Source organism: Enterobacter cloacae complex sp. IR53030 (assembly GCF_049238365.1).
GTDB lineage: Bacteria > Pseudomonadota > Gammaproteobacteria > Enterobacterales > Enterobacteriaceae > Enterobacter > Enterobacter kobei.
In genome coordinates this window covers 23,919-45,118 of the sequence record NZ_JBMKHA010000024.1, presented here as the reverse complement: position 1 = coordinate 45,118, position 21,200 = coordinate 23,919, and the positions used below count along the sequence as shown (strand labels likewise).

Below are 21,200 nucleotides of genomic sequence, written 5' to 3'. Positions count from 1 at the left end.
TGACTATATCGTTTAACGCTATCATAACCCCAATTGCTGCTGAATCGAAGCAGCAGGCGTCACATCCGCGTTTTATTTGCGCAGCGCCCGGCAAATGAGGTGCGATAACAGTTCAAGCTGCCGAGCCAGTTCCAGGCTCAACCAGACATAGCCATGAATGGGCGTTTCCGCCACGTTATCACCCTGCCGCTCGCTGATAAGCGTTTTCAGCTCCGCCACAATGTCATTCAGACGCTCGCTGTTCGCCAGTATCGGCTGCGGGTTGCCTTCATAGAGCGCATGAGCGATGGTCAACAGGGTTTGCTGCGTCATCTGCTGTGTCTCTTTCAGCGTATGTGCGTTGAGCATCAGCAGATGGCTTGGGCGAGAAGCCCAGTGCGCGTTAATCTGCAGCTCAAGCATGCAGACCAGATTGCGGCTTACGGTCTGAATAGCCTCGAAAATCGCTTTCTGAATATGGGTCTCTTTGCTCGCGGGGGTAATCAGGCCGCGCATTTTGACCACGTCATTAAGGATGGTTTGCAGATGCTTTTCCAGCCGTGGGCGCTCAACCAGATTGGGGGAGAAACCGGCCTGGTAAACGCGGTTAAACGCGGTGACATAGCTGGCCATCTGGATACGCCAGTGCAAAAAAGCACGCTGCGGCCAGATGCCGGTAAACAGCATGGCAAGCAGCGAGCCCAGGATGACATCCCCGCTTCGCCAGAGCGCCGTAGTCATATCCCCGGCCGGTGCGCCAACCACCACCGCAAGGGTGATACCAATCAGCAGCGCCTGATAGGGGCGTTTGCCCAACGCCAGCCAGCCGCAGAGGAACATGGCCGCACCGCACCATGCCAGCATGACCGGAAATGAGATAAGCTCCAGCTTCAGGGCAATAAGCCCCAGCGCAGAGCCAAGAACGGTACCGCCGATCCGCTCGAAGGCGCGAGGAACAACGTTCCCCCAAAATGAGATAGGCCCCATCACCACCACCAGCGTGATCAGCGGCCACGTCCCCTCCGGAACATCCAGCAGTCGGACCAGTATAAAGGTCAATACGAACGCCAGCGCAATGCGGCACCCATGCACCACGCGGTAATGTTTGTATAGACGAATTTCAAACGGCGTTAATGATTTGTCGGGACGCACACCCGCTCTCCAGCTACACGGCAAATCACAATTGTACTGTGTTTTCAGCCGGGCGGATCACACCCGGCTGAAAAACCCTTCATTTAGCAGGCTTAAGCCGTTTTGTGCTCTACCGCGATAAACATTTCGATATCCCAGTAACCGTCCGCGTTGCCATCATTGAGATAGCGTTCGAAGCAGGGTTTGAGCGTCATCTGGTATTTATTGTCCTGCAACAGGGAATTGAAGAACTGATACCACGGTGTTGCAAAGTCGTAGTTTTCCACACGCGCCGTGGCCACGGCATAATCACCCGCCGCGATTTCCGTCATCATGACGCCTTCGCTGTTATCCGGGATAACAAAATCCTCCGGTACCGTAACGGCCGTATCACAGCGCAGTTTTTCCGCCGGGACCTCATCAGGATTATCGTAGTAGACCGCCACCCACTCCAGCGGCTCAATGTGACGTCCATCCACCCACATGACCAGCTGTTCAAATCCCTGCTTAACCGTTTTTTCCCACGGCCCAACAAGATGAAAACCCGCAATCTTACGCTTCTGTTGCTGCTTGATGCTGTAGTCCATACTGCCTCCGCTTATTACTGTATATTTATACACTATAAAACAGGAACAATATTATCGGCAAACGAGGAGTGTTTATTATGTGAGCAGACTCGCAACCCTGCCAGTCTGCTCAGAAAGGTTAGATTTTTTGGTGCAGGTAATCACTGAGGCGAGAGAAAATCCCACCCTTATCAACACGTTCCAGGGTGACCAGCGGCCAGTGTGCCACCACTTTGTCGCGGTCATAGAGCTGGATCTCCCCAACCCGCTGATGTGCGGCAATCGGCGCTTCCAGCTCTTTTTTATCCAGAACGTATTTCGCCTTAATGTTCGCCACTTCCGCTTTCGGTAAAGCCAGCCAGAAGTCCTGATCCGTACCCAGATTTACCTGTTCTTTATCACCGTACCAGATACGTTCTGTCCCTACTTTTTTACCGCTGTGCAGAATCTGCACCGTATCGAAATTCTGCTGACCCCAGTGCAGCAGTTTCCGGGCCTGGTCTTCGCGCCCTTTCGGGCTGTCCGCCCCCATCACCACCGCGATTAAACGGCGCTGACCGTCAACGGCGGAAGCAATCAGGTTAAAGCCCGCGCCAGAAGTGTGCCCCGTTTTGAGGCCATCCACGTTCATGGTTTTATCCCACAGCAGGCCGTTACGGTTTTGCTGGGTGATCCCGTTCCAGGTGAGACTCTTTTCGCTGTACATATGGTAAAACTCAGGCTCACCGTGAATGATAGCCCGGGAGAGAACGGCCAGGTCATAGGCCGAGCTGTGTTGACCCGGCGCATCAAGCCCATGTACGGTTTCAAAGTGCGTATCGCGCAGGTTCAGCTTCTGCACATAGTCGTTCATCATCTTCACAAACTGCGGCTGCCCACCCGCTACGTGATCGGCCAGCGCCACGCAGGCGTCGTTGCCGGAATCCACAATCAGCCCGCGGCTTAAGTCCCGCACGGAGACGCGATCGCCCTCTTTCAGGAACATCAGGGATGATCCGTCAAAAACCGGGTTCCCTTTGGCCCATGCGTCACGGCCTACGGTGACAATGTCATCCGGCGTAATGCGATGGCTATCAATGGCCCGATCAACCACATAACCCGTCATCAGCTTAGTAAGGCTCGCCGGATTACGTTGTTGATGTTCGTTGCCCGCCGTTAAGATCTGACCAGTCGTGTAATCCATCAGCACCCAGGAGCCCGCCTGAATGGCCGGAGGCTGCGGGGAAAAATCCAGCGGTTCGGCCGCAAAAGCAGATGAGATACTCGAAGCGAGTAAAGAAACAGCAATAAACAGACGGCGTTTCAACGGTATATCCTCAGGTCATTAAAAATCGATGACCTTTTTACGGGAGTTCTGATGTCGTTACCTGGCTTAATTGCAAAAAAATGTGACAGAACGCAGGTTTCACGCTGAATCTGTCTCGCAAATTTGCACCACGGCGGCGCTTTTTATTCGGTCTGACCCGCACGATCGTTTACCATAGTGGCGTCATTTTTTAACAGGATGGTATTACTGGTGTCTGACTCTGCCGCACGCCCCACTTTTTTATTCCACGACTATGAAACCTTTGGCACGCACCCGGCGCTGGACCGACCGGCGCAGTTTGCCGCCATCCGTACCGACGACGAATTCAACATCATTGGCGAGCCTGAGGTCTTTTACTGCAAACCTGCTGATGATTACCTGCCGCAGCCAGGCGCGGTCATGGTCACCGGAATCACCCCTCAGGAAGCACGGGAGAAAGGGGTGAACGAGGCGGAATTCGCACGCCGCATCCACGATCTGTTTACCGTCCCCAATACCTGCGTGGTAGGTTACAACAACATCCGTTTCGATGACGAAGTGACCCGCAACGTTTTCTATCGCAACTTCTACGATCCGTACGCCTGGAGCTGGCAGAACCGCAACTCGCGCTGGGATCTGCTGGATATCATGCGCGCCTGTTATGCCCTGCGTCCTGAAGGCATCAACTGGCCGGAAAATGAGGAAGGTCTGACGAGCTTCCGCCTGGAACACCTGACGCGCGCTAATGGCATTGAGCACAGCAATGCCCACGACGCAATGGCGGACGTCTATGCCACTATTGCCATGGCGAAGCTGGTGAAAGCCGCGCAGCCCCGGCTGTTTGAGTATTTGCTGAGCCATCGCAGCAAGCAGAAGCTCATGACCCTTATCGATGTGCCGCAGATGAAACCCCTGGTGCATATCTCCGGTATGTTCGGTGCCTGGCGCGGCAATACAAGCTGGGTGGCACCGCTGGCGTGGCATCCGGACAACCGTAACGCCGTAATCATGGTGGATTTAGCGGGCGATATTTCGCCGCTGCTGGAACTTGACAGCGATACCCTGCGCGAACGGCTCTACACCCCGAAAAATGAGCTTGGTGACCTGCCCGCGGTGCCGGTCAAACTGGTGCATATCAATAAATGTCCGGTACTGGCGCAGGCGAATACGCTGCGCCCGGAGGATGCTGACAGGCTGGGCATTAACCGTCAGCACTGCCTGGATAACCTGAAAGTGCTGCGCGAAAATCCGCAGGTACGCGAGAAAGTGGTCGCGATCTTCGCCGAAGCGGAGCCGTTTGTGCCGTCGGAAAACGTCGATGCACAGCTCTACAACGGCTTCTTCAGCGATGCCGACCGTGCAGCGATGAATATTGTCCTGCAAACCGAGCCGCGGAACCTGCCGGCGCTGGACATCACTTTCGCCGATAAACGCATCGAAAAGCTGATGTTTAATTACCGCGCACGTAACTACCCCGGCACGCTGGATGAAACAGAGCAGGAGCGCTGGCTGCAGCATCGTCGTAACGTGTTTACGCCAGAGTATCTGCACCATTACGCCCAGGAGCTGGAGATGCTTTACGGTCAGTACGAAGGGAATGCAGAGAAACAGGCGCTGCTGAAAGCGCTGTTCCAGTACGCGCAAGAGATAGTCTGAAAATCAGACATAAAAAAAGCGGAGACGATGGTCTCCGCTTTTTTTTGCCCGGTGGCGCTTCGCTTACGCGGGCCTACAGGAGTGTTATTTTGTAGGCCGGGTAAGCGCTAGCGCCACCCGGCGAGTCATCACGCAACGTCTTCGTACTGAGGAACCGGGTTACGGAAGCTCTTCGTTACGCAGGCCAGGTAAACCAGGCCGATACCGCCCCAGATCAGCCCCAGAATCATAGAGCTCTCTTCCAGGTTAATCCACAGCGCACCCACCGTCAGCGCACCACACACTGGCAGCACCAGATAGTTGAAGTGGTCTTTCAGCGTTTTGTTGCGCTTCTCACGGATCCAGAACTGCGAAATCACGGAGAGGTTAACGAAGGTGAACGCCACCAGCGCACCGAAGTTAATCAGCGCAGTTGCCGTCACCAGGTCGAATTTAATCGCCATCAGCGCAATCGCGCCAACCAACAGCACGTTCCACGCCGGAGTACGCCATTTTGGATGCACATAACCGAAGAAGCGAGTCGGGAACACGCCGTCACGGCCCATAACATACATCAGACGAGAAACGCCTGCGTGTGCCGCCATACCGGATGCCAGTACGGTCACGCTGGAGAAAATCAGCACGCCCCACTGGAACGTTTTACCCGCAACATAAAGCATGATTTCAGGCTGCGACGCATCCGGATCTTTAAAGCGAGAGATATCCGGGAAGTACAGCTGCAGGAAGTAGGAAGCACCGATGAAGATCAGGCCGCCAATCAGCGCCGTCAGGAAAATCGCTTTCGGGATCACGCGCTCAGCATCTTTGGTCTCTTCTGACAGAGAAGAGATACCGTCAAAGCCCAGGAACGAGAAGCACAGAATCGTCGCACCGGTAATCATCGGCACAACATGTGCGCCTTCAGACCAGAATGGACGCGTGCTGGTCAGCGTGCCCGCACCTTCACCGTGAGAAACACCGTAGATGATCAGGCCGACGATAACTGCCACGATGCCCATCTGCAGAATAACAATCAGGGTGTTGAAGTTTGCCACGGTCTTGATGCTGCGCAGGTTAGAAATGGTCATAAAGGCCACCAGCGCGACAACAAAGATCCACGACGGCACAGAAGGCACCAGCGCTTCAAAGTAAATTTTTGCCAGCAGAATGTTGATCATCGGCATGAACAGGTAGTCCAGCAGAGATGACCAGCCCACCATAAAGCCAACTGCCGGGCTAATGGATTTCTGAGCATAGGTGTACGCAGAGCCTGCTGACGGGAAACGGCGGACCAGTTTTCCGTAGCTCAGCGCGGTAAAGAGGATCGCGACCAGTGCGAAGGCGTACGCCGTCGCAACGTGACCGTTGGTGAGGCCCGATACGATACCGAATGTATCGAACAGCGTCATCGGTTGCATATAGGCAAGGCCCATCATAACAACCGGAATCAACGTAAGCGTTTTACGTAATTCCACGCGAGAGGTGTTTGGAGTTGCGTTATGCGACATAGTTATTCTCCTTTACGGTGATAACCGCCACGTAAGCGAAAAATTGCCCCATTTCTTTCTTCCTCAGCGACAACAACTGTCGGATTTTAGTAAATATCTATCCGGTACGAAGCCCGGCCTCTTGGTTTTTAGTTTCGTTTCGTACATGCAAAAAAAAATAACCGACGCCTTTTATATCGTCGATTATTCATTTGGTTGCAGCGGCGGCATTTTGCCCCACATCGGATACAAAAGGCAATACTTTGCAACGCACCGGGCCGTTTTCTTTCTGCTAACTGGCTGATTTCTGGACGCCGGGCTGAGAGTAAATTGCCGCGATAGCACTATTTGCTAAAATTTCATCCCGCCACCAGGCGCTCGCAAGCCCGGCGGTTTGTTCATTCCAGCCCATCCATACCGATTCGTTACTGCTTTGAGCAAGTACCTGTTTTTCAACAAGCGCACCGCTATCAATAAACCGCTGCGCCAGATAGCGCGGTAAATAGCCGCAGCCGAGTCCACTAATTTGCAGTTCCAGCTTAGTTTTAAAATCAAAAACCGTGATGGCTTCCTGCTCATCAAGCAGTTGCGAGGAAACCGAACATTCCGGGCGAGCGCTATCCCCCACCACGATGGCGCGATAGCCTTTAATCACGCGACGGTTAAGGGGCTCTGGCTCCTGAGCCAGCGGATGATGAGGCGCCACGGCGAACACCTGCTCCAGCACGCCAAGTCGGGCAAAGCCAAATTCACTCAGTTGGGGAGGCTCATGCAATGCCCCGACAAAAATATCTGCCCTACCCTGCGTTAAGGCATCCCAGGAGCCGCCAAGCACACCGTTGATGAAGATAAGCCGGGTGACGCTGTGATGTTGATAAAACGCTTCGATCAGCGGGGTCAAAAGAGAGAACGGAAAGGTATCATCCACGCCAATGACCAGCTCGTTCTCCCATCCCTGGTGGAGCTTGACGGCCTGTTTTTCCAGTTCACGAACGGTGTGCAGGACTTCGCGGCCTTTTTCCAGCAGCATCTGTCCGGTACGGGTAAAACGCGCGCGATGTCCGGTGCGATCGAGGATTTGGATATTAAGATCGCTTTCCAGTTTTTGAACGGTGTAACTCAATGCCGAAGGGGTTTTATAGAGCTTTGCTGAAGCAGCCGCAAAGCTCCCCTCTTTTTCCAGTGCATCCAGAATAATAAGAACATCCAGCAGCGGTTTCATGCTCGCCCCCTTCCGGTGTGCGATCGTTTCCGCTGCGGGACTTATTCCATGGGCATCACCAGCGGATCGGGATATTGATACTCAAACCCCAGCTCATGACAAATGCGATTGCCATCAACAATTTTGCCTTTGCTTTCGTCCTTTGCCTCAGCAAAAACCGGCGGAGCCAGGCCAAGCTGACGCGCCATCAGCGGGTAAAACGTGCTGCGCGCAGGATGAGAAGGTGCACATATATTATAGATGTGTCCACCTTTTGGAGCTTTTAAGAGTAGCTCAATCGCGCCAATAACATCCTCAAGATGAACAAGATTGACGACATGCTGCCCGTCCGGCGCGGATTTCCCGGCAAAAAAGCGTCCCGGATGCCGCCCGGGGCCGACCAGCCCCGCCAGACGGACGATATCTACCTGCGTGCCGGGCAAATTATGCAGCCAGTCTTCCAGCTCTTTAAGGACCTTGCCACTCGCGGTCACCGGACGGCGCTCAGTTCCTTCTTTCATTACGCCCGGAGCATCGCCATAGACCGACGTCGAACTGGTAAAAATGATACGCGGAACATGGTGCGCAAGGGCACTGTCGACAATCTCCTGCATCGCCTGCAGATAGAATGATTCACCCGGGCCGCTGCGCCGCGCGGGTAGCGTAATCACCAGCGCATCGACGTTCATCAGCCTGTCCAGATCGTCCGCATCACACACCAGCTCCGGTTCCAGACGCAGTTCAACGCCATCAATACCGCACATGCGTGCCGCTTCGACCCCATCCCTCGTCGTTTTGCTCCCGGTCACCTGCCAGCCTTTCGCGGCTAATGACATCGCCAGCGGCATTCCCAGCCAGCCCAAACCGACAATCGCGACCTTTTTCATGCGAATTCTCCTGACTCTCACTCGTCTTTCATAAGGCTACGCCAGCCTGGCAGAACACACAATTCATAGCATCAATATGAAATGAATTAATGATCAAAAAAAGCCCTTGCAATCTGTCACACAACTGGTTTAGGTTAAAAGACATCAAATGAATAAGCATTCATCGAGAATTTATATGACACGCGTTCAATTTAAACACCACCATCATCACCATCATCCTGACTAGTCTTTCAGGCGATGTGTGCTGGAAGACGTTTGGATCTTCCAGTGGTGCATGAACGCATGATAAAGCCCCCGGAAGATCTTCTTCCGGGGGCTTTTTTTTGGACCAAATTCAGACAGGTTAAAACAGGTTAACGAGGAATAAAGAATGTTAGATAACTCACGCTTACGCATAGCTATTCAAAAATCAGGTCGGTTGAGTGATGATTCACGCGAACTGCTGGCCCGCTGCGGGATTAAAATCAACCTGCACACCCAGCGCCTGATTGCTCTGGCTGAAAACATGCCGATCGACATTCTGCGCGTGCGTGATGACGATATTCCAGGCCTGGTCATGGATGGCGTCGTTGATCTCGGGATTATCGGTGAAAACGTGCTGGAAGAAGAATTGCTGACCCGCCGTGCGCAGGGCGAAGACCCGCGTTACTTCACCCTGCGTCGTCTGGATTTTGGCGGCTGCCGCCTGTCGCTGGCAACGCCGGTTGATGAACCCTGGGACGGTCCGGCCGCGCTGAATGGCAAACGTATCGCCACCTCCTACCCTCACCTGTTAAAGCGTTATCTGGATCAGAAAGGCGTGCAGTTTAAATCCTGCCTGCTGAACGGCTCGGTTGAAGTGGCACCGCGTGCGGGTCTGGCGGACGCTATCTGTGACCTCGTCTCTACCGGCGCGACGCTGGAAGCGAACGGCCTGCGCGAGGTCGAAGTGATTTACCGCTCCAAAGCGTGTCTGATCCAGCGTGATGGCGATATGGCCGATGCCAAGCAGCAGCTCATCGACAAACTGCTGACCCGTATTCAGGGCGTGATTCAGGCACGTGAATCCAAATACATCATGATGCATGCGCCGACCGAGCGTCTGGATGAAGTGATTGCCCTGCTGCCGGGCGCAGAACGTCCAACCATTCTGCCGCTGGCGGGCGATCAGCAGCGCGTGGCAATGCACATGGTCAGTAGCGAAACCCTCTTCTGGGAAACCATGGAAAAACTGAAGGCGCTGGGCGCAAGCTCCATTCTGGTGCTGCCAATTGAGAAGATGATGGAGTAACGGCCATGCGTTTTAACACAATCATCGACTGGAATACCTGTAGCGACGCACAGCAGCGCGAGCTGCTGATGCGCCCGGCGATTTCCGCCTCCGAAAGCATCTCCCGCACCGTGGCGGAGATCCTTGATAGCGTCAAAACGCGTGGCGATGACGCGCTGCGTGAATACAGTGCAAAGTTTGATAAAACCGAAGTTGACGCGCTACAGGTCACCGGGCAGGAAATCGCGGAGGCGGAAAGCCGCCTCGGTGACGACATCAAACAGGCGATGGCCGTCGCGGTGAAAAACATTGAGACCTTTCACGTCGCGCAGAAACTGCCGACCGTGGACGTGGAAACCCTGCCCGGCGTGCGTTGTCAGCAGGTGACTCGCCCGGTGGCGTCAGTCGGGCTTTATATCCCTGGCGGTTCAGCGCCGCTGTTTTCAACCGTATTAATGCTCGCAACCCCGGCGCGTATCGCCGGATGCCAGAAAGTGGTGCTGTGCTCTCCGCCACCGATTGCCGATGAGATCCTTTATGCGGCAAAGCTGTGCGGCGTACAGGCAGTCTATAAAGTGGGCGGTGCCCAGGCCATTTCGGCCCTGGCGTTCGGGACTGAGTCCATTCCGAAGGTCGACAAAATCTTTGGACCGGGCAACGCGTATGTAACCGAAGCCAAGCGCCAGGTCAGCCAGCGTCTGGACGGTGCGGCAATTGATATGCCAGCCGGCCCTTCTGAGGTACTGGTGATTGCCGACAGCGGCGCAACGCCGGATTTCGTGGCGTCCGACCTGCTTTCACAGGCTGAACACGGCCCGGACTCACAGGTCATTTTGCTGACACCGGACGCCGATATGGCTAAACGTGTGGGTGAGGCCGTTGAGCGTCAGCTTGCCGACCTGCCCCGTGCCGACACGGCACGCCAGGCGTTATCCGCCAGCCGCCTGATTGTGGCGCGTGACCTGGAGCAGTGCATTGCTATTTCCAACCAGTACGGCCCGGAGCATCTGATTATTCAGACCCGCAACGCCCGCGATCTGGTCGACAGCATTACCAGCGCTGGCTCGGTGTTCCTCGGCGACTGGTCACCGGAATCCGCGGGCGACTACGCTTCTGGTACCAACCACGTTCTGCCGACGTATGGCTATACCTCAACCTGTTCCAGCCTGGGCCTGGCGGATTTCCAGAAACGGATGACCGTGCAGGAACTTTCCCGAGAAGGGTTTGCATCGCTGGCTTCAACTATTGAGACGCTGGCCGCCGCCGAACGTCTGACTGCCCACAAAAATGCCGTTACGCTGCGCGTTGCAGCGCTGAAGGAGCAAGCATGAACATTGAAGAATTAGCCCGCGAAAATGTCCGTCGCCTGACGCCTTATCAGTCCGCGCGCCGCCTGGGTGGCAAAGGCGATGTCTGGCTGAACGCCAACGAATTCCCGACGGCGGTACAGTTTGAGCTGTCGCAGCAAACGTTGAACCGTTATCCGGAGTGTCAGCCGAAAGCGGTAATCGAAAACTACGCCCAGTACGCAGGCGTGAAGCCGGAGCAGGTGCTGGTCAGCCGTGGGGCAGACGAAGGCATTGAACTGCTGATCCGCGCGTTCTGCGAGCCGGGAAAAGACGCAGTAATGTACTGCCAGCCGACCTACGGCATGTACAGCGTCAGCGCCGAAACCTTCGGCGTGGCGTGCCGCAACGTGCAGGCGCTGGAGAACTGGCAGCTGGATCTGCAGGGGATTGCCGACAATCTTGACGGCGTAAAAGTCGTGTTTGTCTGCAGCCCGAACAATCCAACCGGGCAGATTATCACGCCACAGGATATCCGTACCCTGCTGGAAATGACGCGCGGTAAAGCGCTGGTGGTGGCGGACGAAGCCTATATTGAGTTCTGCCCACAGGCGACGCTGACAGGCTGGCTTGAGGAGTATCCGCATCTTGTTGTGCTGCGCACACTGTCAAAGGCTTTCGCCCTCGCGGGCTTGCGCTGCGGATTCACCCTGGCGAATAAAGCGGTCATCGACCTGCTTTTGAAAGTCATCGCCCCGTATCCACTCTCCACACCGGTTGCGGATATTGCGGCCCAGGCGTTGACGCCTCAGGGCATTAATGCGATGCGCGAACGCGTGGCGCAGATCCTGGAAGAACGCCAGTACCTGGTCACCGCCCTGAAGGATATTGCGTGCGTGGAGCAGGTGTTTGACTCGGAAACCAATTACATCCTGGTGCGTTTTACCGCCTCGAGTGCCGTATTTAAATCTTTGTGGGATCAGGGCATTATCTTACGAGACCAGAATAAACAACCTTCCCTGAGTGGCTGCCTGCGCATTACCGTAGGCACCCGCGCAGAGAGCCAGCGCGTGATTGACGCCCTGAAAGCGGAGAAAGTATGACCCAGAAGATCCTTTTCATCGATCGTGACGGCACCCTTATTTCGGAGCCACCAGCCGATTTTCAGGTCGATCGTTTCGACAAACTGGCTTTTGAACCGGACGTGATACCGGTGCTGCTTACGCTGCAAAAAGCCGGTTATAAGCTGGTGATGATCACCAACCAGGACGGTCTGGGTACCGACAGCTTCCCGCAGGCAGACTTTGACGGCCCCCATAATTTAATGATGCAGGTGTTGACCTCTCAGGGCGTAGTGTTCGATGAGGTACTGATTTGCCCACACATGCCAGCCGATGAGTGCGACTGCCGTAAGCCAAAAGTGAAGCTGGTTGAGCGCTATCTGGCTGAGGATATGCTGGATAAAACCAACAGCTATGTCATCGGGGATCGCATCACTGATATTACGCTGGCGGAAAATATGGGCATTGCGGGGCTTCGCTACGACCGCAACAATCTTAGCTGGGCAAAGATTGGCGAACAGCTGACAAAACGTGACCGTTACTCGCACGTTGAACGCAACACCAAAGAGACACAGATTGATGTGAAGGTCTGGCTGGACCGTGAAGGCGGCAGCAAGATCCACACCGGTGTCGGTTTCTTTGACCATATGCTGGACCAGATTGCCACGCACGGCGGTTTCCGCATGGAAATCTCGGTGAAGGGTGACCTTTACATTGACGATCACCACACCGTAGAAGATACCGGTCTGGCGCTGGGTGAAGCCCTGAAGCTGGCGCTCGGCGACAAACGCGGCATCAACCGTTTTGGTTTTGTTCTGCCGATGGACGAATGTCTGGCGCGCTGCGCGATGGACATCTCCGGTCGTCCGCACCTGGAATACAAAGCCGACTTCACCTACCAGCGCGTGGGCGATCTCAGCACCGAAATGGTGGAGCATTTCTTCCGTTCCTTGTCCTACACCATGGGCCTGACGTTGCATCTGAAAACGAAAGGCAAAAACGATCACCACCGCGTGGAAAGTCTGTTTAAAGCCTTTGGCCGTACGCTGCGTCAGGCGATCCGCGTGGAAGGTGACGCCCTTCCCTCGTCGAAAGGAGTGCTGTGATGAACGTGGTGATTCTGGACACCGGATGCGCCAACCTGAACTCCGTCAAATCGGCCATTGCACGCCACGGCTACGAGCCGGTGGTGAGCCGTGATCCGGACGTGGTATTGCGCGCCGACAAGCTTTTCCTGCCCGGCGTAGGCACCGCCCAGGCGGCGATGGATCAGATCCACGAGCGCGAGCTGGTCGATTTGATCAAAGCCTGTACCCAACCGGTACTGGGGATTTGCTTAGGCATGCAGCTTCTGGGTCGCCGCAGCGAAGAGAGCAACGGCGTTGACCTGCTGGGCATTATTGACGAAGACGTACCGAAAATGACCGACCACGGCCTGCCGCTACCGCATATGGGGTGGAACCGCGTTTACGCGAAAGCAGGTGACCGTCTGTTTCGCGGCATCGAAGACGGTGCGTATTTTTACTTCGTGCACAGCTACGCCATGCCGGTGAACGCCCATACCATCGCCCAGTGCAACTACGGCGAGGCATTTACTGCCGCGGTGCAGAAAGACAATTTCTTCGGCGTGCAGTTTCACCCGGAACGTTCGGGCGCCGCGGGCGCGCAGTTGCTGAAAAACTTCCTGGAGATGTGATGATCATTCCCGCTTTAGATTTAATTGACGGCACGGTTGTCCGTCTGCATCAGGGCGATTACGGCCAGCAGCGTGACTACGGGAACGACCCGCTGCCGCGTCTGCAGGATTATGCGGCTCAGGGCGCGCAGGTATTGCATCTGGTGGATTTGACGGGCGCGAAAGATCCGGCGAAACGCCAGATCCCGCTGCTGAAAAACCTGGTTGCTGGCGTTAATGTGCCCGTACAGGTCGGCGGCGGCGTGCGTACGGAAGAGGACGTTGCGGCACTGCTGGATGCAGGCGTGGCGCGCGTGGTGGTAGGCTCAACCGCGGTCAACGATCCTGAGACCGTGAAAGGCTGGTTCCGCCGCTTCGGCGCCGATGCGCTGGTGCTGGCGCTGGACGTTCGCATTGACGAACAAGGTAATAAGCAGGTGGCGATCAGTGGCTGGCAGGAAAACTCCGGGGTAACGCTGGAAGAACTGGTCGAGATGTATCTGCCCGTTGGCCTGAAGCACGTGCTGTGCACCGATATCTCTCGCGACGGTACGCTGGCAGGCTCTAATGTCTCGCTGTATGAAGAGGTTTGTGCACGTTATCCGCAGGTGGCGTTCCAGTCTTCAGGCGGCATCGGCGATATAGACGACGTGGCTGCGCTGCGCGGTACCGGTGTAAAGGGTGTGATTGTAGGCCGTGCCCTGCTGGAAGGTAAATTTACTGTAACGGAGGCGATTCAATGCTGGCAAAACGGATAATCCCTTGTCTTGACGTACGCGACGGTCAGGTTGTGAAAGGCGTGCAGTTCCGCAACCACGAGATTATTGGCGACATCGTTCCGCTGGCAAAACGTTATGCCGATGAAGGCGCAGACGAACTGGTCTTTTACGATATCACCGCCTCAAGCGATGGTCGCGTGGTCGACAAAAGCTGGGTCGCGCGCGTGGCGGAAGTGATTGATATTCCGTTCTGTGTCGCGGGCGGGATTAAGTCCGCTGACGACGCGGCCAAAATTCTCTCTTTTGGTGCCGACAAGATTTCCATCAACTCCCCTGCCCTGGCCGACCCGGAGCTGATTACCCGTCTGGCCGATCGCTTTGGCGTGCAGTGCATTGTGGTTGGGATCGACACCTGGTATGACGCTGCAACCGGTAAATATCACGTCAACCAGTATACCGGTGATGAGAGCCGGACGCGTGTCACCCAATGGGAAACGCTGGACTGGGTGCAGGAAGTGCAGAAGCGCGGCGCGGGTGAGATTGTGCTGAACATGATGAACCAGGACGGCGTGCGTAACGGGTATGACCTCGAGCAGCTGAAAAAAGTCCGCTCGGTCTGCCACGTGCCGCTGATTGCCTCCGGCGGTGCGGGCACCATGGAGCACTTCCTGGAAGCTTTCCGTGATGCGAACGTAGACGGTGCGCTGGCGGCGTCCGTGTTCCACAAACAGATTATTAATATTGGTGAGTTAAAGACGTACCTGGCCGACCAGGGCGTGGAGATCAGGGTATGTTAACAGAGCAACAACAGGCGCAGCTGGACTGGGAAAAAACTGACGGATTACTGCCGGTGGTTGTACAGCATGCCGTCTCAGGCGAAGTGCTGATGCTGGGGTATATGAACCAGGACGCGCTGGCGAAAACGATCGACAGCGGCAAGGTGACGTTTTTCTCACGCACGAAACAGCGTCTGTGGACCAAAGGTGAAACCTCAGGTCATTTCCTGAATGTGGTCAGCATGGCGCCAGACTGCGATAACGACACCCTGCTGGTGCTGGCCAATCCGATCGGGCCGACCTGCCACAAGGGCACCAGCAGCTGCTTCGGTGAGGCGAGCCACCAGTGGCTGTTCCTGTATCAACTGGAACAGCTGCTGGCAGAGCGTAAAACGGCGGATCCTGAAAGCTCTTACACTGCGAAGTTGTACGCCAGCGGAACCAAGCGTATTGCGCAAAAGGTAGGGGAAGAAGGCGTTGAGACTGCGCTGGCTGCGACGGTGCATGACCGCGAGGAGCTGACCAATGAGGCGTCGGATTTGATGTATCACCTTCTGGTACTGCTGCAGGATCAGGAGCTGGATTTGACGGCGGTGATCGAGAATCTTCGTAAGCGCCACAAATAAAAAAACCGGGGAATTTCCCCGGTTTTTTTATATCCAATGTGGTTCAGGATTTGGGTTTGTAGTTACGCAGTGCATTGCGGCCCAGTACCACACCAGAACCAATAATCCCGCCCAGCAGAACCGCCAGAATTAAGGTGATCGCCTTTTTCGGGCTATCACGACGGACAGGGAGATCCGGCTTCATGACGTAACGATAGACGTGAATCGTGTCTGGATTCACATTCAACTTCTCGATATCCAGTAAGTTTTGTTTTGTCTGATAGTAAGCTGCGGAGAAGACCAGCGGGCGAGACGCTTCGTTATCAATCATCGATTTCAGCGCTTCGCTTCCCAATAAGAACATGGTTTCCTGAGTCACGTCCTGGGTTTGCTGGATCTGCGGAGTGGTAATTTTCGCTGCATCAGCATTTTTAAGCGCCTCAGTGATCTGTTGTATACGCAGATCTTTCTGCTCCTGAGCAACCTTCTCCTGGTTTTCCAGAGAGTCATTTAGCGTGGTGATCTGTTGTTTAATGTTGTCTTTAAGGTCGAGAGCGAGCTCCTTCGCCGTTTGCTCGTCGACCTGCTGAATGTACTGCGCCAGCTGTTTTTGCGCAGCCTCCGCAGACTCACCGGTATAGGAGACGCTTAACGGCAGCGACTGGCCCTTAACGGTAGCATCGATGGTCAGCTTTTCTGGTATTTCCTGGTTTTCGAGCGCTTGCGCTAAAGCAGAAAATGAGGAATTGAAACGGCTAATCGCACGGTTTTGGATGTCCGGCAGTGAAGGTGCTGCGCTACCGTACAGGATATTCAGTGCATTAGCGTACGTGGCAATCTGCGCCGCATCTGGCTGAGAAATGATCGCGGAAGAGGTCCATTTCTCTTTTACGACAGTGATATAAATACCCGCCAGGACGATAAAAACAGCAACAAAAGCGCCAATTACCCACTTTCCACGCCATAGCTGTAGCACTAAATCAAGTAAATCAATTTGCTCCGGACCATTACTGCTGTTAACCGGAGTATTGTTGTTCTGCGTCATACAATCCCTAACAGATGAAAAAGGGCAAAAATAATCATGTTTACATAGTGTATCTGTTGCCAGCGATTTTTCTATCAGAATCCGATGAGTTATATCGGAAAGATGGGTTATATAACTCGCGGTCAACGCGCTATCATATAGCAATTCTGATGCTTCAGGCATCGACAAGATAGAAAAGTAATGAGGGAAGATATGAAATTTTTGGTTACGGGCGCGGCAGGTTTTATCGGTTCACATGTCAGTAAACGCTTGCTGGATGCCGGACACCAGGTCGTCGGGATTGATAATCTCAATGACTACTATGATGTGAACCTCAAGCTGGCACGTCTGGACTTGCTCAAATCCGCGAATTTCACCTTCCACAAGCTTGAGTTAGCCGATCGAGAAGGGATGGCGGCGCTGTTTGCCAGCGAGAAATTTGATCGCGTGATCCATCTGGCTGCACAGGCAGGGGTTCGCTACTCGCTTGAAAACCCACACGCCTATGCAGACGCCAACCTGGTGGGTCACCTCAACGTACTGGAAGGTTGTCGTCATAACAAGGTTCAGCATCTGCTGTATGCGTCATCCAGTTCGGTTTATGGCCTCAACCGTAAGATGCCCTTCTCTACTGACGACTCGGTAGATCACCCGGTATCACTCTATGCCGCAACCAAAAAAGCCAACGAGCTGATGTCGCATACCTATTCCCATCTGTACAACCTCCCGACCACCGGCCTGCGTTTCTTTACCGTGTATGGTCCATGGGGGCGTCCGGATATGGCGCTGTTTAAATTCACCAAAGCGATGATTGAAGGCAAAAGCATCGACGTTTACAACTACGGCAAGATGAAGCGCGACTTCACTTACATCGACGACATCGCCGAAGCCATTATTCGTCTGCAGGATGTCATTCCTCAGGCCGATGCAGACTGGACCGTCGAGACCGGTTCCCCAGCGACCAGCTCCGCGCCTTATCGCGTTTACAACATTGGTAACAGCTCTCCGGTCGAGCTTATGGATTACATTACGGCGCTAGAAGAAGCTCTCGGCAAAGAAGCAGAGAAAAACATGATGCCGATTCAACCGGGTGACGTGCTGGAGACCAGCGCGGATACGAAAGCGTTGTATGACGTTATTGGCTTTAAACCGCAGACGTCGGTCAAAGACGGGGTGAAGAACTTTGTCGACTGGTATCGCGCTTTCTACAAGGTCTGAAAATAAAAAACCCGGCAACATGGCCGGGTTTTTTACGTGCGTTAAGAGTAATCAATCGCTTCCGAATAGATCGCGGGTATAGACTTTATCCGCTACGTCCGCCAGCTCTTCCGCCATGCGGTTAGAGATGATCACGTCCGCTTCCTGCTTGAACGCATCCAGATCGCGAACCACGCGGGAGTGGAAGAACTCATCTTCCTGCATAGCTGGTTCATAAATAATGACCTGTACGCCTTTCGCCTTAATGCGCTTCATGATGCCCTGAATGGAAGAGGCACGGAAGTTATCTGAACCGCTCTTCATGATCAGTCGATACACGCCGACGACTTTAGGCTGACGCGCAAGGATGGAATCTGAGATGAAATCTTTACGGGTGCGGTTAGCGTCAACGATCGCCGAAATCAGGTTGTTCGGTACAGCCTGATAGTTGGCCAGCAGCTGCTTGGTGTCTTTTGGCAGGCAATAACCACCATAGCCAAATGACGGGTTGTTGTAGTGGTTACCGATCCGCGGATCCAGGCAAACACCTTCAATGATCTGACGGGTGTTCAGGCCGAGGCTTTCTGCATAGCTGTCCAGCTCGTTAAAGTAGGCCACACGCATGGCAAGGTAGGTATTGGCGAACAGCTTGATGGCTTCGGCTTCCGTAGAGTCGGTAAACAGTACCGCGATATCTTTCTTAACAGCGCCTTCCTGAAGCAGTGCGGCAAAACGCTCGGCACGTTCTGAACGCTCACCAATAACGATACGAGAAGGATGCAGGTTATCGTACAGCGCCCTTCCCTCACGCAGGAACTCTGGCGAGAAGAAGATATTATCAATACCAAACTTCTCTTTAACAGACCTGGTGAAACCTACCGGAATAGTCGATTTAATAACCATCACCGCCTTTGGATTAATCTCGATAACGTCTTTGATCACCGCTTCCACCGTAGAGGTGTTGAAGTAGTTGGTTTTTGGATCATAGTCCGTTGGCGTCGCGATGATGACGTAATCCGCATCGCGATAGGCGTCTTCTTTATCCGTCGTCGCGCGGAAATTCAGCGGCTTATTTGAAAGATAATCCTGGATCTCTTTGTCGACGATCGGAGATTTCTTTTGGTTAAGCATATCCACTTTGGCCTGTACAATATCCAGCGCGACCACTTCATGGTTCTGCGCAATCAGGATACCGTTTGAAAGGCCAACATAGCCTGTTCCGGAAATGGTTATTTTCATTCGTTTGGCTTCTTCAGTATGAGTTTCTGATGACATTCAAACAGTCACCACAATGATTAACTGGTGGTTTTTTATCGCTAACGCTATTTCACTGTCAAGGTTATCCCTCGGCGGATAAACGCACTTCGCCCTGACTGAGGGTTGCCTGAACAGCGCTCAAAGCGCCTTTCTTCCAGCAACATTGCGCTTTTTCACGATGCCGCAGACGTTATCACAAGCAGGTTCAAATCAGACTAATCCCTTAGTCAGATTTAGCAGGTATTGCCCATAGCCGGTCTTTTTCAAGGGCTCTGCAAGTGCACAAAGTTGTTCCGCATCGATAAAGCCTCTGCGAAATGCAATCTCTTCGGGACAAGACACTTTCAACCCCTGGCGCTCTTCAATAGTGGCAATGAAGTTACTTGCCTCAATCATGCTCTGGTGCGTTCCCGTATCCAGCCATGCATAACCGCGTCGCATCATCGCAACGGATAATCTTCCCTGCTGCATATAAAGCCGGTTGATATCGGTTATTTCCAGTTCGCCCCGCGCTGAAGGGCTTAAGCTCTTCGCCATCTCGATGACATCATTATCGTAAAAGTAGAGACCCGTGATGGCATAGTTACTTTTCGGTTGCTCAGGTTTTTCTTCAAGACCGATCGCCGTCCCGTCTTTGTCGAATTCAACCACGCCGTAACGTTCCGGATCGCTGACATGATAGGCAAATACGGTCGCCCCCTCTTCCTGGCTGGCAGCCTCCTCAAGCAGTCGAGGAAGATCGTGGCCATAGAAAATGTTATCCCCTAAAACGAGTGCACAGTTGTCCGTGCCGATAAACTCTTCACCAAGAATAAACGCCTGGGCTAAACCGTCGGGGCTCGGCTGTATCTTATATTGGAGGCGCAGCCCCCACTGACTGCCATCACCCAGAAGCTGTTCAAAACGAGGGGTATCCTGCGGTGTACTGATGATAAGAATATCTCTGATACCAGCAAGCATCAGCGTCGAAAGCGGATAGTAGATCATTGGCTTGTCGTAAATAGGCAATAGTTGCTTACTCACCGCCATCGTTACGGGATAAAGACGGGTGCCCGATCCACCCGCTAAGATAATACCTTTACGCTTCGCCATTAGTTGCGCTCCCCATAATTCTGTTCAATCCAGCTTTTATAGGCACCACTTTTAACATTAGAAACCCATTCTGAATTGTTTAAATACCACTCAACCGTTTTACGTATACCGCTCTCAAAGGTTTCCTGGGGCGTCCAGCCCAGTTCACGACTAATTTTATGCGCATCGATAGCATAACGGCGGTCGTGGCCGGGACGATCTGTGACATAGGTTATCTGTTCGCGATATGATTTTTCCTTCGGAAGGATTTCATCCAGCAAGTCGCAAATGGTGTGTACAACCTCAATATTTTTCTTCTCGTTGTGACCACCGATATTATACGTTTCGCCGGGTTTGCCTGTTGTCAGAACGGTATAAAGCGCGCGGGCGTGATCTTCCACGTACAGCCAGTCGCGAATTTGATCGCCCTTCCCGTAAATCGGTAAGGGCTTGTTCTCAATGGCATTAAGAATGACAAGCGGGATAAGTTTTTCAGGGAAGTGGAAAGGTCCATAGTTATTGGAACAGTTAGTGACTATTACCGGAAGGCCGTAGGTGCGGATCCATGCCCTAACTAAGTGATCGCTGGACGCTTTTGAGGCTGAATATGGGCTACTCGGTGCATATGCCGTTGTTTCAGTAAACAGTGGTAACGGTGCGGAGCCTTCTTGCTCATCAGGATGAGGCAAATCACCATAAACTTCATCCGTCGAAATATGGTGAAAACGAAACGCGGCTTTCGCGGTATCAACCAATGAGGACCAGTAAGCGCGGCAGGTTTCCAGCAGGACATAGGTTCCGACAATATTGGTTTCAATAAACGCCGCCGGTCCGGTAATAGAACGATCGACATGACTTTCCGCCGCCAGATGCATTACTGCATCCGGCTGGTGGACAGCAAAAATATGTTCCATGGCCGCTTTGTCACAGATATCAGCATGCTCGAATACGTAACGCTCGCTATCGCTGACTTCACGCAAGGATTCCAGGTTACCGGCATAGGTCAATTTATCAACGTTAACAACGCTATCTTGAGTATTGCTAATAATGTGTCGGATCACCGCGGAACCGATAAAGCCGGCCCCGCCAGTAACAAGAATTTTCACGTA

At 53.7% G+C, this 21,200-nt stretch carries 22 protein-coding genes and 1 other annotated feature; of the genes, 11 read left to right on the top strand and 11 right to left on the bottom strand.

Going from position 1 to position 21,200, the window contains the following annotated elements; genetic code table 11:
- Positions 1-72: 72 nt before the first annotated feature.
- The 3 genes from ACOTXR_RS20585 to dacD form a co-directional block, all read right to left on the bottom strand.
- Positions 73-1,131, bottom strand: coding sequence for an FUSC family protein (locus tag ACOTXR_RS20585; protein ID WP_014884459.1), 1,059 nt, complete (start codon positions 1,129-1,131; stop codon positions 73-75).
- 92 nt (positions 1,132-1,223) lie between these two features.
- Positions 1,224-1,697, bottom strand: coding sequence for a DNA gyrase inhibitor SbmC (gene sbmC / locus ACOTXR_RS20580; protein ID WP_058690949.1), 474 nt, complete (start codon positions 1,695-1,697; stop codon positions 1,224-1,226).
- Positions 1,698-1,815: 118 nt separating this feature from the next.
- Positions 1,816-2,982 (bottom strand): serine-type D-Ala-D-Ala carboxypeptidase DacD, encoded by a 1,167-nt coding sequence (gene dacD, locus ACOTXR_RS20575; RefSeq protein ID WP_014884461.1) that lies wholly within the window; start codon positions 2,980-2,982, stop codon positions 1,816-1,818.
- Between the two features lie 198 nt (positions 2,983-3,180).
- On the opposite strand from dacD, the gene sbcB reads away from it, so the two are divergent.
- Positions 3,181-4,617 carry an exodeoxyribonuclease I gene (sbcB, locus tag ACOTXR_RS20570; protein WP_372585058.1) on the top strand — a complete coding sequence of 479 codons (1,437 nt, stop codon included), beginning with the start codon at positions 3,181-3,183 and terminating at the stop codon, positions 4,615-4,617.
- A gap of 128 nt (positions 4,618-4,745) precedes the next feature.
- Here the strand turns inward: sbcB and ACOTXR_RS20565 are convergent, their stop codons facing one another.
- From ACOTXR_RS20565 to ACOTXR_RS20550, 4 genes are all read right to left on the bottom strand, one after another.
- On the bottom strand, positions 4,746-6,104 hold the full coding sequence (locus ACOTXR_RS20565; RefSeq protein WP_014884463.1) for an APC family permease: 1,359 nt from the start codon (positions 6,102-6,104) through the stop codon (positions 4,746-4,748).
- On the bottom strand, positions 6,094-6,156 hold the full coding sequence (gene yoeI / locus ACOTXR_RS20560) for a membrane protein YoeI (protein WP_099458931.1): 63 nt from the start codon (positions 6,154-6,156) through the stop codon (positions 6,094-6,096). The genes ACOTXR_RS20565 and yoeI overlap by 11 nt, the downstream gene beginning before the upstream one ends.
- A gap of 219 nt (positions 6,157-6,375) precedes the next feature.
- Positions 6,376-7,305: a LysR substrate-binding domain-containing protein gene (locus tag ACOTXR_RS20555; protein WP_023330855.1), complete on the bottom strand. Its 930-nt coding sequence runs from the start codon at positions 7,303-7,305 to the stop codon at positions 6,376-6,378.
- A gap of 41 nt (positions 7,306-7,346) precedes the next feature.
- Positions 7,347-8,171: an SDR family oxidoreductase gene (locus tag ACOTXR_RS20550; RefSeq protein ID WP_058691062.1), complete on the bottom strand. Its 825-nt coding sequence runs from the start codon at positions 8,169-8,171 to the stop codon at positions 7,347-7,349.
- 175 nt (positions 8,172-8,346) lie between these two features.
- On the opposite strand from ACOTXR_RS20550, the gene hisL reads away from it, so the two are divergent.
- From hisL to hisIE, 9 genes are all read left to right on the top strand, one after another.
- A complete protein-coding gene (gene hisL, locus ACOTXR_RS20545) occupies positions 8,347-8,397 on the top strand; it encodes a his operon leader peptide (protein WP_001364200.1) in 51 nt (16 codons plus the stop codon).
- Positions 8,373-8,496, top strand: a sequence feature (His leader region). (Overlaps the previous gene by 25 nt.)
- 45 nt (positions 8,497-8,541) lie before the next feature.
- The gene (hisG, locus tag ACOTXR_RS20540; RefSeq protein ID WP_023330857.1) at positions 8,542-9,441 is read left to right on the top strand and encodes an ATP phosphoribosyltransferase; all 900 of its coding nucleotides are present in this window, start codon (positions 8,542-8,544) and stop codon (positions 9,439-9,441) included.
- Positions 9,442-9,446: 5 nt separating this feature from the next.
- Positions 9,447-10,751, top strand: coding sequence for a histidinol dehydrogenase (gene hisD, locus ACOTXR_RS20535; protein ID WP_023330858.1), 1,305 nt, complete (start codon positions 9,447-9,449; stop codon positions 10,749-10,751).
- Positions 10,748-11,809, top strand: coding sequence for a histidinol-phosphate transaminase (gene hisC, locus ACOTXR_RS20530; RefSeq protein ID WP_014884468.1), 1,062 nt, complete (start codon positions 10,748-10,750; stop codon positions 11,807-11,809). Before hisD ends, hisC begins: the two co-directional genes overlap by 4 nt.
- Positions 11,806-12,873 carry a bifunctional histidinol-phosphatase/imidazoleglycerol-phosphate dehydratase HisB gene (hisB, locus tag ACOTXR_RS20525; RefSeq protein ID WP_014884469.1) on the top strand — a complete coding sequence of 356 codons (1,068 nt, stop codon included), beginning with the start codon at positions 11,806-11,808 and terminating at the stop codon, positions 12,871-12,873. Before hisC ends, hisB begins: the two co-directional genes overlap by 4 nt.
- On the top strand, positions 12,873-13,463 hold the full coding sequence (hisH, locus tag ACOTXR_RS20520) for an imidazole glycerol phosphate synthase subunit HisH (RefSeq protein WP_014884470.1): 591 nt from the start codon (positions 12,873-12,875) through the stop codon (positions 13,461-13,463). The genes hisB and hisH overlap by 1 nt, the downstream gene beginning before the upstream one ends.
- Positions 13,463-14,200, top strand: a complete 738-nt coding sequence (gene hisA, locus ACOTXR_RS20515) for a 1-(5-phosphoribosyl)-5-[(5-phosphoribosylamino)methylideneamino]imidazole-4-carboxamide isomerase (protein WP_023330861.1) — start codon at positions 13,463-13,465, stop codon at positions 14,198-14,200. Before hisH ends, hisA begins: the two co-directional genes overlap by 1 nt.
- On the top strand, positions 14,182-14,958 hold the full coding sequence (hisF, locus tag ACOTXR_RS20510) for an imidazole glycerol phosphate synthase subunit HisF (protein ID WP_023338519.1): 777 nt from the start codon (positions 14,182-14,184) through the stop codon (positions 14,956-14,958). Before hisA ends, hisF begins: the two co-directional genes overlap by 19 nt.
- The gene (gene hisIE / locus ACOTXR_RS20505) at positions 14,952-15,563 is read left to right on the top strand and encodes a bifunctional phosphoribosyl-AMP cyclohydrolase/phosphoribosyl-ATP diphosphatase HisIE (protein ID WP_014884472.1); all 612 of its coding nucleotides are present in this window, start codon (positions 14,952-14,954) and stop codon (positions 15,561-15,563) included. The genes hisF and hisIE overlap by 7 nt, the downstream gene beginning before the upstream one ends.
- Positions 15,564-15,606: 43 nt before the next feature.
- Here the strand turns inward: hisIE and wzzB are convergent, their stop codons facing one another.
- The gene (gene wzzB / locus ACOTXR_RS20500) at positions 15,607-16,587 is read right to left on the bottom strand and encodes an LPS O-antigen chain length determinant protein WzzB (RefSeq protein WP_058691063.1); all 981 of its coding nucleotides are present in this window, start codon (positions 16,585-16,587) and stop codon (positions 15,607-15,609) included.
- Between the two features lie 192 nt (positions 16,588-16,779).
- Here wzzB and ACOTXR_RS20495 point away from each other — a divergent pair, with 192 nt between their 5' ends.
- On the top strand, positions 16,780-17,784 hold the full coding sequence (locus ACOTXR_RS20495; protein WP_047625674.1) for an NAD-dependent epimerase: 1,005 nt from the start codon (positions 16,780-16,782) through the stop codon (positions 17,782-17,784).
- A gap of 51 nt (positions 17,785-17,835) precedes the next feature.
- On the opposite strand, the gene ugd is transcribed toward ACOTXR_RS20495, so the two are convergent.
- From ugd to rfbB, 3 genes are all read right to left on the bottom strand, one after another.
- Entirely contained in the window at positions 17,836-19,002 is a 1,167-nt protein-coding gene (ugd, locus tag ACOTXR_RS20490) for a UDP-glucose 6-dehydrogenase (RefSeq protein ID WP_047625675.1), read from the bottom strand.
- 228 nt (positions 19,003-19,230) lie between these two features.
- Entirely contained in the window at positions 19,231-20,112 is an 882-nt protein-coding gene (rfbA, locus tag ACOTXR_RS20485) for a glucose-1-phosphate thymidylyltransferase RfbA (protein ID WP_047625676.1), read from the bottom strand.
- Entirely contained in the window at positions 20,112-21,197 is a 1,086-nt protein-coding gene (rfbB, locus tag ACOTXR_RS20480; protein ID WP_058691064.1) for a dTDP-glucose 4,6-dehydratase, read from the bottom strand. The genes rfbA and rfbB overlap by 1 nt, the downstream gene beginning before the upstream one ends.
- Positions 21,198-21,200: the final 3 nt, after the last annotated feature.

Bases quoted from the DNA above. Each gene is read 5' to 3' on its own strand.
- sbmC (WP_058690949.1), bottom strand. From the start codon at position 1,697: ATGGACTACAGCATCAAGCAGCAACAGAAGCGTAAGATTGCGGGTTTT.
- sbcB (WP_372585058.1), top strand. From the start codon at position 3,181: ATGGTATTACTGGTGTCTGACTCTGCCGCACGCCCCACTTTTTTATTC.
- ACOTXR_RS20565 (WP_014884463.1), bottom strand. From the start codon at position 6,104: ATGTCGCATAACGCAACTCCAAACACCTCTCGCGTGGAATTACGTAAA.
- ACOTXR_RS20555 (WP_023330855.1), bottom strand. From the start codon at position 7,305: ATGAAACCGCTGCTGGATGTTCTTATTATTCTGGATGCACTGGAAAAA.
- ACOTXR_RS20550 (WP_058691062.1), bottom strand. From the start codon at position 8,171: ATGAAAAAGGTCGCGATTGTCGGTTTGGGCTGGCTGGGAATGCCGCTG.
- hisG (WP_023330857.1), top strand. From the start codon at position 8,542: ATGTTAGATAACTCACGCTTACGCATAGCTATTCAAAAATCAGGTCGG.
- hisD (WP_023330858.1), top strand. From the start codon at position 9,447: ATGCGTTTTAACACAATCATCGACTGGAATACCTGTAGCGACGCACAG.
- hisC (WP_014884468.1), top strand. From the start codon at position 10,748: ATGAACATTGAAGAATTAGCCCGCGAAAATGTCCGTCGCCTGACGCCT.
- hisB (WP_014884469.1), top strand. From the start codon at position 11,806: ATGACCCAGAAGATCCTTTTCATCGATCGTGACGGCACCCTTATTTCG.
- hisH (WP_014884470.1), top strand. From the start codon at position 12,873: ATGAACGTGGTGATTCTGGACACCGGATGCGCCAACCTGAACTCCGTC.
- hisA (WP_023330861.1), top strand. From the start codon at position 13,463: ATGATCATTCCCGCTTTAGATTTAATTGACGGCACGGTTGTCCGTCTG.
- hisF (WP_023338519.1), top strand. From the start codon at position 14,182: ATGCTGGCAAAACGGATAATCCCTTGTCTTGACGTACGCGACGGTCAG.
- hisIE (WP_014884472.1), top strand. From the start codon at position 14,952: ATGTTAACAGAGCAACAACAGGCGCAGCTGGACTGGGAAAAAACTGAC.
- wzzB (WP_058691063.1), bottom strand. From the start codon at position 16,587: ATGACGCAGAACAACAATACTCCGGTTAACAGCAGTAATGGTCCGGAG.
- ACOTXR_RS20495 (WP_047625674.1), top strand. From the start codon at position 16,780: ATGAAATTTTTGGTTACGGGCGCGGCAGGTTTTATCGGTTCACATGTC.
- ugd (WP_047625675.1), bottom strand. From the start codon at position 19,002: ATGAAAATAACCATTTCCGGAACAGGCTATGTTGGCCTTTCAAACGGT.
- rfbA (WP_047625676.1), bottom strand. From the start codon at position 20,112: ATGGCGAAGCGTAAAGGTATTATCTTAGCGGGTGGATCGGGCACCCGT.